This is a genomic window from Flavobacterium sp. ACN6, assembly GCF_002304005.1.
Classification (GTDB): domain Bacteria; phylum Bacteroidota; class Bacteroidia; order Flavobacteriales; family Flavobacteriaceae; genus Flavobacterium.
In genome coordinates, this window is sequence record NZ_MRCQ01000008.1 from 264,745 (window position 1) to 278,274 (window position 13,530).

Genomic DNA, 13,530 nt, shown 5'->3' on the forward strand with positions numbered 1-13,530 from the left:
CGACTTCGCTCAGCCTGACAGAAGAAAACTTAGAACCTCAGCATCTTAGAACCTCAAAAAAAAAGCCCCAATCGAAAGATTGAGGCTTTTTGTATTGAATTTGAAAAAAATTATTTTTTCTTTCCTTTTGCAGGAGCTTTTGCAGCTTTTGCAGCTTCTTGAGCAGCTTTCATAGCAGCACGAGAAATTCTTACTTGAGCAACTACTGTATTCTCTGGGTGCATAATTTTGTATTCTGGAGCACCAACTTTAGTAACGTATAATTTGTTACCCATTTCAAGTGGAGTAATGTCAGCTTCAACAAAATCAGGAAGATTTTTAGGTAAAGCTTTAACTTTTAATTTACGAGTGTTTAAACGTAAAACACCTCCAGCAAGAACACCTTTAGATGTACCAACAACTTTTACTGGAACTTCCATAGTGATTTCTTTGTCATCAAATAATTGAAAGAAATCAATGTGTAAAATTTTGTCAGATACCGGGTGAACCTGAATGTCTTGCAAAATTGCATTGAATGATTTTCCTTTTCCAAGTTCGATCACAACTGTGTGAGCGTTTGGAGTGTAAACCAAGTTTTTGAACGCAGCAGCGTCTGCTGAGAAATGTACTGCTTGATTTCCTCCGTATAACACGCAAGGAACCGCTCCAGCATTACGTAAGGCTTTAGTTGACACTTTGCCCACGCTTTCTCTTTCTGATCCTTTAATTGTAATCGATTTCATTGTAAAAAAATATAGTTATTAATAAATATTCTTATTTGCTTTAAGCTTTAGGCCGTAGGCTTTATGCTTTTTGTTTAATGTATTTTAGGAAATGCTTAAAGCTTACTGCCTAAAGCCTATTGCTAAATTACATTATGAATTTTCCACTAATGGAATTATTGTGGTGAACCATCTGCATAACTTCTGCAAATAAAGGCGCACAGCTTACCACTTTTATTTTATTAGATTCTTTCTTTAATGGGATAGAATCTGTAACGATTAACTCGGTTAATTTTGAGTTTTCGATTTTCTCATACGCACCGCCAGATAATATAGCGTGTGTACAAATTGCTCTTACACTTAGTGCCCCTTTTTCGATCATAAGGTCGGCAGCTTTTGCTAGAGTTCCTCCTGTATCGATCATGTCGTCTACTAAGATTACGTTACGTCCTTTTACTTCACCAATTAGCTCCATAGTGTCGATAACGTTGGCTGCTTTTCTTTGTTTGTAACAGATTACTACATCTGATTCTAAAAACTTAGAGTAAGCATATGCTCTTTTTGAACCTCCCATATCTGGAGATGCAATTGTTAGATTTTCTAATTTTAAACTTTCTACGTATGGTAAAAAGATTGTAGATGCAAATAAATGATCTACTGGTTTTTCAAAGAATCCTTGAATTTGATCTGCGTGCAGATCCATTGTCATGATTCTTGTTGCTCCTGCAGCTGTTAGTAAATTAGCTACTAACTTAGCTCCAATTGGAACTCTTGGTTTGTCTTTTCTATCTTGTCTTGCCCAACCAAAATAAGGCATAACAGCTGTAATGTGTCTTGCAGATGCACGTTTTGCTGCATCGATCATTAACAACAATTCCATCAGATTATCTGCACTTGGGAAAGTCGAACATACGATAAATACTCGTAAACCTCTTATTGACTCTTCGTAAGATGGCTGAAATTCTCCATCGCTATACGTTGACATCGTTACTTTTCCTAACGGAATTCCGTACTCTTTTGCAATTTTTTCTGCAAGATAAACACTTTGTGAACAAGCAAAAATTTTAGCTTCTGGTTCTAGGTGCGACATTATAATTGTTGTTTTTGCTCCGCTGCTTTTAGTATAATTTAGCCTTATCTTTTTAGTTAAAGCAAAACATATATAAATGCCTCGGGTGTAGTTAGTTGTGTGTGCTTCGTTTTAACGAGGTGCAAATTTATAAAATTTATTGGACACTGAAAGGAAAAATTTAAGTATTTTTAGTAGTTGATTTAATTTTATTTTTTACATTTGCACCGTGTTAAAGGAATGACGCCATTTATGACTTCATTCTATTGCGTTAAAATAAGTCGTTTAAGATTTATTTTTTCGTCTGCTAAGCCCGGATGGCGGAATTGGTAGACGCGCTGGTCTCAAACACCTGTGGGAAACCGTGCCGGTTCGACTCCGGCTCCGGGTACGTATTAAAACCGTAACTGTATTGAAAATCAATACGTTACGGTTTTTTTCATTTAGAGCTGCCCGCTATTTACCCGATAATTTAAAATGTTTACATTTGCATATGGTTTACGATGCCAATTTTAAGCCAACGTTTGAACAACGCAAAACAGGAGCCTGAACAACTCCTGTTTTTTTTATGCTGTTTTCTTTAAGGAACATTCGAGCATTAAGTTTTACATAAAATTTTATTCGCTTTAAAATACATCAATAAAAAGTAGGTATTTTTAATTGAAAAATAAGTTTCTATTAAAACCTTAGTTATTATTACCCAATAAAAATGTTTTTCACTTAATAATACATGTTTTTAAATCATTATTAAATGAAAATAATATATATTTTGACTTCAAATTTCAGGCTATAGATTATATCACCGAAACAACTTACTCACTAAAATTTAGTTTTAATATGGATTACAAGTTTAGTCTTTCAAAAAAGATAAAAGTCTAAAAAAAACAGACTTAATGAAATTACCCCCTCCCTTTACAAAATGAACTTTTGTATTTTGAAATTTTATGTTCAATCTGGGGTATAACACAGTGCCCAAATATTACACTCCAAACTTATGAACATGATCAAAAAAAAAATTATTTATTTTGGGTGCTTTTCTTACGTATAACTACGTGATATTGTTTTCCCTAACTATAATACCACATATAAGTTCTTGTTCGTTAACTCATAATCAGTATATTTACGAACCTTATAAAATATAACACCTCCTATAAAAACTCTTGAATGATTCCAGATTTTGATCATAATCATGTAATCCCTCCTCATGTAGGCAATCCTACATCGCCAAATGATTTAAGTCCATATAAATGCAATATTTTAGATTTCTGTCATAAATTTGCAACATCAAAAGAAAGAATTGAAATTCTCGAAGGCTTTATAGAGTTTAGAGGTAAGCTAAATAATTTTGGAATAATTGATGGATTTCAATGGATTGATGGTAGTTTTACTGAAGATATCGAAAGCCGCGACAATAGATCCCCAAATGATTTAGATTTAGTAACATTTTATAAAATGATATCACTTGATGCTAACTCTATTGATTCTTTAATGAATAATGTTATTGCCAATTTTAAAGAATTCTTTGATCCATCATTATCTAAAACAACATTCAAATTAGATCATTATAATGTAGATTATGGGTATTCCCCCGATGTTACAATTGAAAACACAAGATATTGGCTTCAACTGTTTTCACATAATAGATTAGATGTTTGGAAAGGAATATTACGTATAGAATTAAACACCCCTACCTTGGATCAAGAAGCGAAAATATATTTACAATCACTTAAGAAATGAGTTTAGATAAAGAACAGTTAAAAGCTCAAATTATTGACACTAAGCATTTGCTATCTTTAGTGAAGGACCATCCTTTAATGTCATATAGTTTGACAAAAAAAATTGAAGAATTAAACGAAAAACTTAAAAATTTACCTGACCATATAAAAGAACCGAAAGTCCGCCTTCTTTTTAGTGGGAGAGCTGTTTCAGGATCAAAAGGGATTAAAACTAAATTTGTAACTGACACTCTAAAACCTTTTCAAGAGCTTATTAAAACTCAAACGGCCTTATTGAGATACGGAAAAGTTGGCAAAAGAGGCGTATCTAAAAATTCTAAAAGCTCAGACCTTTATTTAACTGCCTTGCCGACTGGTTCTTTTGGCGTGGAATTATCTCAAATTGAATCATCTGATTTTTTTGCAGAAGAAGATATTGCAAATGCAATTCAACAAGTAATGGAATTAGTTGAGGCAGCCACAAACAGCGATAAAGAGTTTGAAGAAATTTTAGAAACTACGCCCGCTAGAAACCTAAATAACCTAAAAAATTTCTTAAAACACATTGATAAAGAAAAGTCTATTCTTAAAATGACCTCTGGAACAAAACAAATTAACATTTCGGAAGACTTAATACATAAAGGATTTCAAAGAGTTAATGCAGCAACAAAAGAAGATCTGGAACTATTTGAAGATGGAACACTAAGGGGAGCATTCTTAGAGGCTGCAAAATTTGAATTTGTCAATGAAGATGGCTTTAAATTTACAGGCTTTATAAATCCTAAACTTCCTGAAGAACAAGTGATCTCATTTCTAAATAAATCATGTACTGCACATCTTAGACATTCTAAAACATATTTCATGTCGGGAACTGAAAAAACAACATTTGAATTACTTGACATTTTCGAAAAACGTACTGAATAAAAACTTGTCAATAACCAAGGGCTATTATTAATCGAAAATAAAACCATGAATTTTACAGAAGATATTTCAAATTATATTTTAGCGGAATTTAGTTATCTAGCAATTGAACATAAGTTGTCGGAAAATATTGATGATGATTTATTAAAACTTTTTACATTACAACGAAAGATAATTTACCCATATAGAAGGACTGTAGACATATCAAAGGAACTTCAAGATAAGATAAATAATAATTATCAACATTCTCAGGAAATTCTTCAGTTAAAAAAAATGATTGGAAATGGTATTGATGTAAATGCTCATCAGTCAAAAAATCTTCTCAACTATCACGTCCATGATAAACTTGTATATGATTGGAATATATATCATTTACATTTATCATTTGAAAAATTACCCAACCAGTATTTTACAAAAAGAACCAAATTAGTTCTTTTCGTTTACATTGATAAAAACAGAGTACTATTCTTAGACACAGCAAAACATCCTCCCCATGAGACTTTCGCTGACAAAAAACTCTTAGAAATAATCGACAACAACTGGAACAACGTTCTACAAGAAATAGCAGGCGTTATAAACCTTACATCTGATCTAAGTTCCAAAGAAAGATTTGACCTACGAAAACACAATATAAATGAAGGAATAATAAATGTAAATGGAAAAATGATTCATTCTCCTGGATTCGGACAAGCTTCTTCGGGGCATGCAATATCAGAAGTTAAAAAACTTATTGATTTCAATCGATGGTACAAAAAAAATGAAAAAGAAATAAAATCTTACCCAGAACAAGTGAATAATTTATTCATGAAAGAATACAATTTATCAAAAAAACCCTTTTTTAAAATAGTATTTACAACAGATGGCCCACAAATTTGGGATTTAAACACAAACAAATGTTTAATCAAATACCAAGAACAAATAGTACTTTCGCAAGACTAGTGTGATTGCAATTTTTAATCATATTTTACTTTGCGGAAAAACATTCTTTTTCATAAAATATAAAAAAGCAAAAAAAGCGATCACGACAATCGATAAACTTCATTATATGTTAGTATATAAATACAGAGGAGGCAATGACGAAAAAACATTTGAACGTGATTTATCATCAATAATAAACAATTATTTCTGGGGCTCAAGCTTTGACGAACTGAATGATCCGTGCGAAAATGTAGTTGTTTCTGATAAATTCCTTAAACAAACTAAAGCGATAAGTTCTTTCTTTAGCAAAAAAAGGAATGATGCTTTTGTTAATTTACATACTGCATTTAACAACTTGCTTGCCTTTAATAAAAGGATCGGAATTTATGCATTATCAAAAACTTATCTCGATGAATTACTTTGGGCACATTATGCAAATTCTCATAAGGGATTTTGCATTGAATATGATTCCGATTTATTAATTTCTAGTTTTAAAACCGAAAAAGTATTTTCCTATTCGGTTTTATATGGAAATAATCCTCCCGAAATCACCATCAAAGATATAACAATAAAAAACGATGGGTTAATTTACAAAATGACTGCTTACAAATCTAAACGTTGGGAATACGAAAAAGAATACAGAATCGTCACAGATAATTTTGGAAAACAGTCCTATAACTATGAAGCAGTAAAATCAATTTATTTTGGATTGAGAATGGATAAGGATCAAAAATTACGCATGATGAAACAGTTGTCTGACCGAGAAATTAAATTTTACCAAATTGAACACTTAGAGAAATCTTACAAATTTAAAGCTACATATATAAAAAATCCATTTTCGTCAGAACTTAAATATATGACTGCAATTCCAGCGTCTGTGACAGGCCGTGATGCTGTAAAGTTCAAAATATTAGAAAAGTATTTTATCCGGTTAACTTCAAAAGGTAATATAACCCTAGAACTTGAATCAATTATTTCAGAAGAAGAAATAAAGTGGATTGCAACCAAAATTAAAAACGAACTATTTCACACGGCAGAACGACTCTACATTTTTTATAATCTACAGGATATTGCGTGGGCTACTTCCCATTTTGAAAAAGATGGATTGAAAATCACAATTAATGACTTTGCATTAAATTTAAAATAAACACCTGAAAAATATCCCATAATTTGCAATTTATTAGAATTAAAATTTTAAATCTTAATTTTGGATAGTTAAAATTCTAGTTTTCATAACTTCCAAAATGCCTAAGATTTAAACATCTCGTTTTTTAATTGATTTTATTTAATGCTAATCCTTTAAAAAAGGAAATTCTATATTTCTACTTAAGAAATTATAAATTTCATTACTACAGATAAAAGCAACTACTTCTTTTATTTATTTTTAATGCTACTTTTTTGTGCAAATTTTACTATATTCGTCTCCTTTTTTAAAATCCGAGTTGAAACTTGGATTGATTTAACAATAGAATCAAATGCAATCACTCGAAATTAAGTTCACAGATCAGAATATTAGAAAAATATTTGGCGCTTATGATGGCGAAGGAGAAAACATTACTCGTTTAAGTCAATATTATCTAAAAACAGACTCTTACGATTCTATAAAAGCTCACTTACCAGTTAGAATTCTAGTAGGAAGTAAAGGGGTGGGCAAATCTGCATTATTTCGAATAGCAATTAAAGAGGGTATTGAAGAAGGAAAATTATGTATTCTAATAAAACCAGATGACATTGCCGAAATTGGGATAAAACATGAATCTTTGTTAATTAGCATTCGTCAATGGAAACATGGTTTAATAAAAATAATTGTTGAAAAAATCCTTCTTGAATTAGGTTTTTTTGAACTTGAATCTATCAATATTGATCCTATTAAGTTTGGTGGAAAGATATTGCGACTTTTAGAAGATTGTATAAAAAAACTTGAAAAAAATGGACAAAAAGCAAACGAAAAAAGTGAGTGTATTGCTAAAATAAGCGAAGAAATGCCAATTGAAGTTTATTTAGATGATTTGGATCGTGGTTGGCAAAATAGAAAAGAAGGGCTTACTATGATATCAGCTTTGATTAATAGTATTAGAGACATGGCTACAGCGAATGATGGCCTTGTTTTTAAATTGGCTCTAAGAACCGATGTTTATAACGCCGTACGAACAGCAGATGAGTCTTCCGATAAATTTGATGGCTTAGTAATAAATTACAGATACAAACTTCATGCGATATATGTACTTTTAATTAAGCGTATACTTACTTTCAAAGGTGAAAAATTTGACGAAAATGAATTATTAGCGTTGCCACAAAAAGAAACAGCACATTACTTAAGCGGAGTATTTGCTGAAAAGTTTGAAGGTAAAGGAGTTTGGGAGCATAAGCCAATGCATAATGTTTTATTTTCTCTAATCCGCAATAGACCGCGTGATCTGATTAAATTATGCACTATGGCCGCACAAGAAGCCTACAGAAACAACTCTTCTCTGATCAATTCTAAGCATATCGAATCTATATTGCCAGAATATTCAAAAAGCATTATTACTGACACAATCGCGGAATACAAATCCGAACTGCCATCAATTGATCGTTTGATTTATGGCATGAAACCAAATAAACAAGGCAAAACATCTTCAGAATCGTTTTATTTTACAACAATTGAATTACGAGAAAAACTTTTTAAACTTTCTCAGCAAGGAGAATTCCGGTTTGCTTCAAATATTCCTGGGAAACCGCAAGATTTAATTAGTTTTTTATTTAAAATTGGATTCTTAACCGCGACCAAATCACTAGATAATGGAAACGTATTAAGAATATCTTATGAAGAGGCTAGTCATTTATCAAGCTCATATATGGATTTTGGATTTGATTGGGAAGTACATATGGGATATCGTTGGGCAATACAACCTGAAACTTTAGATGATATTTGGAAAAAAATCCAATAAAATAACATGAAAAAAACATTGATTATCGGAGTATTTTTTATCCTAATGGTAAAAGGATATTCTAATCCAAAAGACAGCACCTCTATTTCTCGTGTTAAAAGTTTAGAGGTGCCCGTCACTTGTATTGCAAAACCCAGCAAAAAAGACACTATAACAGTTTCTATACCAAATACCATATTTATACAAAATAAGAGCGATAAATCTAACACGAATGATTGGTCTAAAGATATGCCATGGATTGGAGCGATTATAATTTGCTTACTAACTACTATAGGCAACCTATTTATTAATAAAAAATCTCGAGAAAGCAATGCTTCAATAGCTTTAGAACAAATAAAAAACACTAAAATAATTGCTTCCGAACAGATGGAGCAATTGAGAAAAAATAGTGAAAGAGACTTTAACAAAACCGTTCTTTCTGGAACTATACAATTATGGGTTAGTGATTTTCGTACTATAATAAGTGAATTACTATCAGTAATTGCCATCATTTCACAAACAGAAAAGATGGAAGAGGAAAACAACTACAAAGTACTTTTGCTTATTACAAAAGCAGAATTAATGTTATCTAACGAGTTAAATCAAGCAATTCTTAGAGGCAAATTGGAAGAACTAAAAAAAGCATGCTTTCAAGTTTTGATGCAGAATATATCATTTGAGGAACTAGAAGACATTGTTAATTCAATCAAAACCGAAACTTTAGTAGTTTTAGAGGAAGAATCTGGAAAAGCTCGTAATGCTTAATTAGAATTAGACTTATTTTAAAAAAATAATTTCGAACTTCTAATAAATATAGTTTTCATTATACAAAAAAAATGTCCCTGACATGATTTATTCTCAACACGTTTTCTCTACTCTAATCATAATCACTATTTTTTTTCATCCAATCAACATCTGATTTTCTTTAAAAACCTTCATTCTCAATTTTAATCCCTTTTCAAATAAAAACTTACTTTTTGCGCTTGTGGGTACCTTTCTTTTGAATGTTTTTTTTATCCGATAAATATAGATAATTTAATTTTGAAGCTGCTCTTACAAAAAAGGTCAGAATACCAATGCAAGAAACTAGAACTGCGAAAAATATCTCTCAATCAGATTTGAAAGCAAAATTTAATTTCACGAAAAACAATAGGCTTCTAAAAAACAAAAACTCCATCAGCTTCAGAAAACGTCTGCAATCCATCATTAATTATGTTAATTATTTAGATTTCGGAGTTTAATCAAAATTTCAAATATCTACGACAGTCCAAATAATTTAATCCTATCCAAATTTACCTTTTAAATATATTGTAAATTTGGATAGGATTTTTATTTAACTCATCAATCTTTTTGCTCATTACCTCAGAAATTAAACTTTGAATGTTTATAGATTTTTTGTAGGTAATTTTTTTTAATTGGTTTTTGTGGTACCTAAAGTTTTTAATTTGTTTATTTTTTAATAGGCCAGTCCAATAATTTGGATTTGAATATTTTAGAATTACTTTTTCCTCATTTGCGGCTAAAGTATTTTGCTGAATAGAATCATCGTAGTACAAAACATTATGCCACTCCCTTAATAATTCTTCTTTAAAATTATGAAGCCCATAGTTCATTAAATCCTGTAACGTAAAAATTCCAAGTCGGTTAAGTTTCTGCATTTTGGTATATTTAATTTCAAACCGCATTATTTCAGTTTCAACTTTAATTCCTTTTGAAAGACAATGAAGTGTTTTGTTGTAAATTTTAATAATATATTGAGCATGTTGAACTTGTTTGTATTTGCCTTCAAACGAGTTCTTTTGATACTCGAAAGGTTTAGTCTTATGCAAAAAGCAATTATCTAAAATGGAATTTGTTTCGATTGGTGGAGTAATATTTACACCAATTTCTAAACACTTCAAAACGCATTGTTCAGGATCTATTCCAAATTTTGTTTTTAAATCATTTAAAACGCACATTACGGCAATAATATTAAAGTCATTGTAATTATGTTCTCCGCCATTCCAATACTTGTGCAAACTTCCTGATATAATTATAGTTCCTGTTTCATAAATTTTAAATTCTAAACCTCTGTATAATGCAATTTTTGAAGGAGTCACTTTATGCCCGTTTCTATTGATAGCTTCCAACTCACCTGTAGTTGTGTTTACACTCGTATAAAAATCCAATAGTGGATTCCCCTCCAAAATAGAGGGTAATAAATTTTTAATTAATATTCTAATGAAATCAATCAATTGGAAATTTTATTGAAGTAGAAGCTTCCTAAAGGAGTTGAATTTTGAACAAAAAACGAGAGCATGGAATAACTCTCGTTTTCTAAGGTTTGTTTCTTCCGTAAAAAATTAGTTAGAACAAACGTTTACACGTTCAAATAGTCTTATCAGCAATTTCTCTGATATTGGCTCGCAGTTTTTCAATCCAATAAGCAAGCATTGGACTCTGGTTTTTTCTGTATAATGCTTCACGGCTCAAACATTTAGAGGTTTAAGACTAGCTTCTACCTCGGAACGCAAAAAATAGATTCGTGATCCCAAACTTAATCGCCTAATTACTCCTGAGTTAGCCCAATTGTTTACAGTACAAATATTTACGTCAAACATTTTTGCTACTTGTTGACGTGTTAAGTACTCGGTGGGCTGAGTTGGCTTGTAATGTTTAAGAAATTCTTCTAATTGCGTTTTTACCGATGCAATAATTTCGCCCTGTAGTTCTTTAGGCGTTGTTTGAATAAACTGAATTTTCTCCATAATTAAAGTTTTAATTATTATGGAGTAAAGGAATTAAATGAAGGTGTTGTGGGTAGATTGTGGGTAAAGAAATTTCTACCCTTTTTTATTTGATTATACCAAATTCATCGAAAAAAGCGTCTAAATTTCTGTCTTTACTATTATATTTTCCGTTCATCAAATCGCGCGCACTGTCCGGATGACAATCAAGTACAATTGCCAAATATTCATATTTTTTTAAATCGCCAATATTCAACTTTCTTATCTCTTTGTCAATTCCTGTAAGTTTGTTTAATATTTTGTAGCGTTCGGATAAATTTAATTTTTTTCCTTCGTGTAGTAAATCTGTGTTTTTTGTTTTGGATTGATTTAATCTATCCTTATAGATCCCTAAGGAAAACAACTCATTATTAGTAAATCTAATTGTTTCTTTTAATCTTTCTTTTTTAACGTTTAATAGATATTCCATATGCTTTTCATCCATTTTCTTTTCAACGCCTTCATATTCCTTTTCTATTTCTGTCCTAAAATCGTCATCAGTTTTCTTATTAACTTCCTCTAAATACTTTTCTCTTATTTCAATTTCATAGATTATAAAGTCAATCTCTTTCTTCTCCTTGTTTTTATATAAAAACGACCTCAATTGTATTTCATATATTTGCGGATTGCTTAGCATAGGTATATTTTTTTTTAGTTTTTAGTTCCGGTTTTTATAACTTTCATCTCCGGTTTTTTGTCTTTATGTATTTCGTTATAAAATTTCATAAACAAATTAGCATTTTCGTCTGTGTCCTCCGGAGCATTAATATAAACTCGGAAAATTGATTCTTTGCTATGTCCTGAAATACCCATTAATACCGGTGTCGGTATTTTTTTGTAATAGTTACTACAGAAGCTTCTCCGAAAAGAATGTGTTGTTATAAGTTTATATTTTTCGTATGATTTAAACTCTTTACGTCCTGTTTTAGCATCAAATATTTTACCCTCAGTCATTGCGTTAATTTTGGCAATCTCACAAACCTTTTTAATGTGGTCGTTTAGTTTTTGGGTTGTGATTTTATAAGGAAAACTATTTTCAAGTATGTCAATAATATATGGGGCGATTATTCCAATAGTAACGGGTTTCTTTGTTTTCTGTTGGATCAAATCTAAATACATATTACCTCCTTTATATCTTATATTGTCGGGAGTGATATTTAATAAATCCCCGCCACGTTGTCCAATCTCACAACCAATTAATAGCCATTTGCGAGCGTTTTGGTGCGCCTCGCCTGTAATGTTAGCAGTTCGTATCTTTTCAAGTTCGTCAAACGATAGTGTTTGAATATATCGGTCGTCATCACTCTCTGACGCTATTGTAATTTGTTTTGCATACGAATTAACTTTAATCCCTTTGTTTTCCGCCTCTAAACAAACGGTTTTGATATTTGCAATGTGTTTTGATGCTGTGTTTACGGCATACTTTTTAGTTATTAGTAGCCAATGTTCAAACTTGTCAATTAGTGTTTGATTAATGTCTATAAAGTGAATTGCTTTTTTAGTTTTGGTTTGATACTCCAAAAGGACGTTTTTTGTCGCTATAAAACTGTTTTTTCTACTTAATGAAATACCATGTTTATAACCACCTTTTACTTTTACCTTTCGAGTATCAGCAGTATCAATTATGTTTTGGATGTAGTTTACAATTAATCCTTCATCTGTTTTTTCTATTCGGTTGAAGCATTCATTAATTTTTGATTGTAACCAAAGTGTATCAATAACAACACTTTCGCCCATATCACTATTAAGGCTTTTAAATAGAAAAGACTCTAACTTCTTAAGGTTATTGAAAATGATTTTATTTTCAGTGTTGTTTTGTTTGGGAAAACCTGTCGTCTCGCTCCAATCTTTAGGGTTTATGGAGAAAGCGGTGTTTAATTCTAAATCACTTTTTTTAAATCCTAAAATTAGCCGGACTTTGATTGAGACGTTTTTATTTGCGCTACTACGCACTCTAAATTTAATCGATGCCATATTTTTATGTTGAACAGTTGAACAACGCAAATATAATTAATTATCGGGCAACTTTAAGAACCTGCCCGATATTTGCCCGATATTTTAACATCCGTATTAATTTTCATTGATTTTCATTGATCATAACACACATTGCTTAAAAACAAATAATTAGCATATTTGCAACGGTTTAATAAATGTTTTATAGTATTTACAGGCATTATAAAAAACACAAAAATATATGGTTTCGACTCCGGCTCCGGGTACATTAACGGAAAAGCTGTCATTTTTGACGGCTTTTCGTTTTTTTATACCTTCTGAAGCCTTGATATTCCTAGTCAGAACGGATCAATACATATTGTTGTGGGGAAATATTAAAATCTAGATATTTGCATTTCCAAATTATTCCCTAATGCAAGATTCTTTTACCTAGATCCTAAAGTTATTACTTCGGATCAAGAACAAATCTTGGGGAGGAAATGTCAAAATAAAATAAGAGATTTGCGCTATAAGAATTTAAGATGGATCCTATAGAGCTTTTAAAATTTATGCTTCCTGATTTTTTAGTCGACCATTTTG

The 13,530-nt window shown here is 31.0% G+C and carries 12 protein-coding genes and 1 tRNA gene; 7 read left to right on the top strand and 6 right to left on the bottom strand.

Annotated elements, in window-relative coordinates; genetic code table 11:
* Positions 1 to 110: 110 nt before the first annotated feature.
* A complete protein-coding gene (locus tag BSF42_RS14460; RefSeq protein WP_095953786.1) occupies positions 111 to 722 on the bottom strand; it encodes a 50S ribosomal protein L25/general stress protein Ctc in 612 nt (203 codons plus the stop codon).
* Positions 723 to 849: 127 nt separating this feature from the next.
* Positions 850 to 1,791, bottom strand: a complete 942-nt coding sequence (locus BSF42_RS14465) for a ribose-phosphate pyrophosphokinase (protein ID WP_057115983.1) — start codon at positions 1,789 to 1,791, stop codon at positions 850 to 852.
* A 290-nt stretch (positions 1,792 to 2,081) separates the two neighbouring features.
* On the opposite strand from BSF42_RS14465, the gene BSF42_RS14470 reads away from it, so the two are divergent.
* The 7 genes from BSF42_RS14470 to BSF42_RS14500 all read left to right on the top strand — a co-directional run bounded on the left by BSF42_RS14470 (position 2,082) and on the right by BSF42_RS14500 (position 8,998).
* Positions 2,082 to 2,161 (top strand) — tRNA-Leu (locus BSF42_RS14470).
* A gap of 773 nt (positions 2,162 to 2,934) precedes the next feature.
* Positions 2,935 to 3,507: a hypothetical protein gene (locus tag BSF42_RS14475; RefSeq protein WP_095953787.1), complete on the top strand. Its 573-nt coding sequence runs from the start codon at positions 2,935 to 2,937 to the stop codon at positions 3,505 to 3,507.
* A complete protein-coding gene (locus BSF42_RS14480; protein WP_095953788.1) occupies positions 3,504 to 4,409 on the top strand; it encodes a hypothetical protein in 906 nt (301 codons plus the stop codon). Before BSF42_RS14475 ends, BSF42_RS14480 begins: the two co-directional genes overlap by 4 nt.
* A 45-nt stretch (positions 4,410 to 4,454) precedes the next feature.
* The gene (locus BSF42_RS14485) at positions 4,455 to 5,345 is read left to right on the top strand and encodes a hypothetical protein (RefSeq protein ID WP_095953789.1); all 891 of its coding nucleotides are present in this window, start codon (positions 4,455 to 4,457) and stop codon (positions 5,343 to 5,345) included.
* A 106-nt stretch (positions 5,346 to 5,451) separates the two neighbouring features.
* The gene (locus BSF42_RS14490; RefSeq protein ID WP_141248458.1) at positions 5,452 to 6,471 is read left to right on the top strand and encodes a DUF2971 domain-containing protein; all 1,020 of its coding nucleotides are present in this window, start codon (positions 5,452 to 5,454) and stop codon (positions 6,469 to 6,471) included.
* Positions 6,472 to 6,799: 328 nt separating this feature from the next.
* Positions 6,800 to 8,254 (top strand): P-loop ATPase, Sll1717 family, encoded by a 1,455-nt coding sequence (locus BSF42_RS14495; RefSeq protein ID WP_095953791.1) that lies wholly within the window; start codon positions 6,800 to 6,802, stop codon positions 8,252 to 8,254.
* 6 nt (positions 8,255 to 8,260) lie between these two features.
* Positions 8,261 to 8,998 carry a hypothetical protein gene (locus tag BSF42_RS14500; protein ID WP_095953792.1) on the top strand — a complete coding sequence of 246 codons (738 nt, stop codon included), beginning with the start codon at positions 8,261 to 8,263 and terminating at the stop codon, positions 8,996 to 8,998.
* A gap of 527 nt (positions 8,999 to 9,525) precedes the next feature.
* On the opposite strand, the gene BSF42_RS14505 is transcribed toward BSF42_RS14500, so the two are convergent.
* The 4 genes from BSF42_RS14505 to BSF42_RS14520 form a co-directional block, all read right to left on the bottom strand.
* Positions 9,526 to 10,419: a hypothetical protein gene (locus BSF42_RS14505; protein ID WP_141248459.1), complete on the bottom strand. Its 894-nt coding sequence runs from the start codon at positions 10,417 to 10,419 to the stop codon at positions 9,526 to 9,528.
* Between the two features lie 282 nt (positions 10,420 to 10,701).
* Positions 10,702 to 10,980, bottom strand: coding sequence for a helix-turn-helix domain-containing protein (locus BSF42_RS14510; protein WP_095953794.1), 279 nt, complete (start codon positions 10,978 to 10,980; stop codon positions 10,702 to 10,704).
* A gap of 85 nt (positions 10,981 to 11,065) precedes the next feature.
* On the bottom strand, positions 11,066 to 11,635 hold the full coding sequence (locus BSF42_RS14515) for a hypothetical protein (RefSeq protein ID WP_095953795.1): 570 nt from the start codon (positions 11,633 to 11,635) through the stop codon (positions 11,066 to 11,068).
* A gap of 14 nt (positions 11,636 to 11,649) precedes the next feature.
* Complete coding sequence (locus BSF42_RS14520) at positions 11,650 to 12,972, bottom strand: phage integrase SAM-like domain-containing protein (RefSeq protein ID WP_095953796.1); 1,323 nt, start codon at positions 12,970 to 12,972, stop codon at positions 11,650 to 11,652.
* Between the last annotated feature and the right edge of the window lie 558 nt (positions 12,973 to 13,530).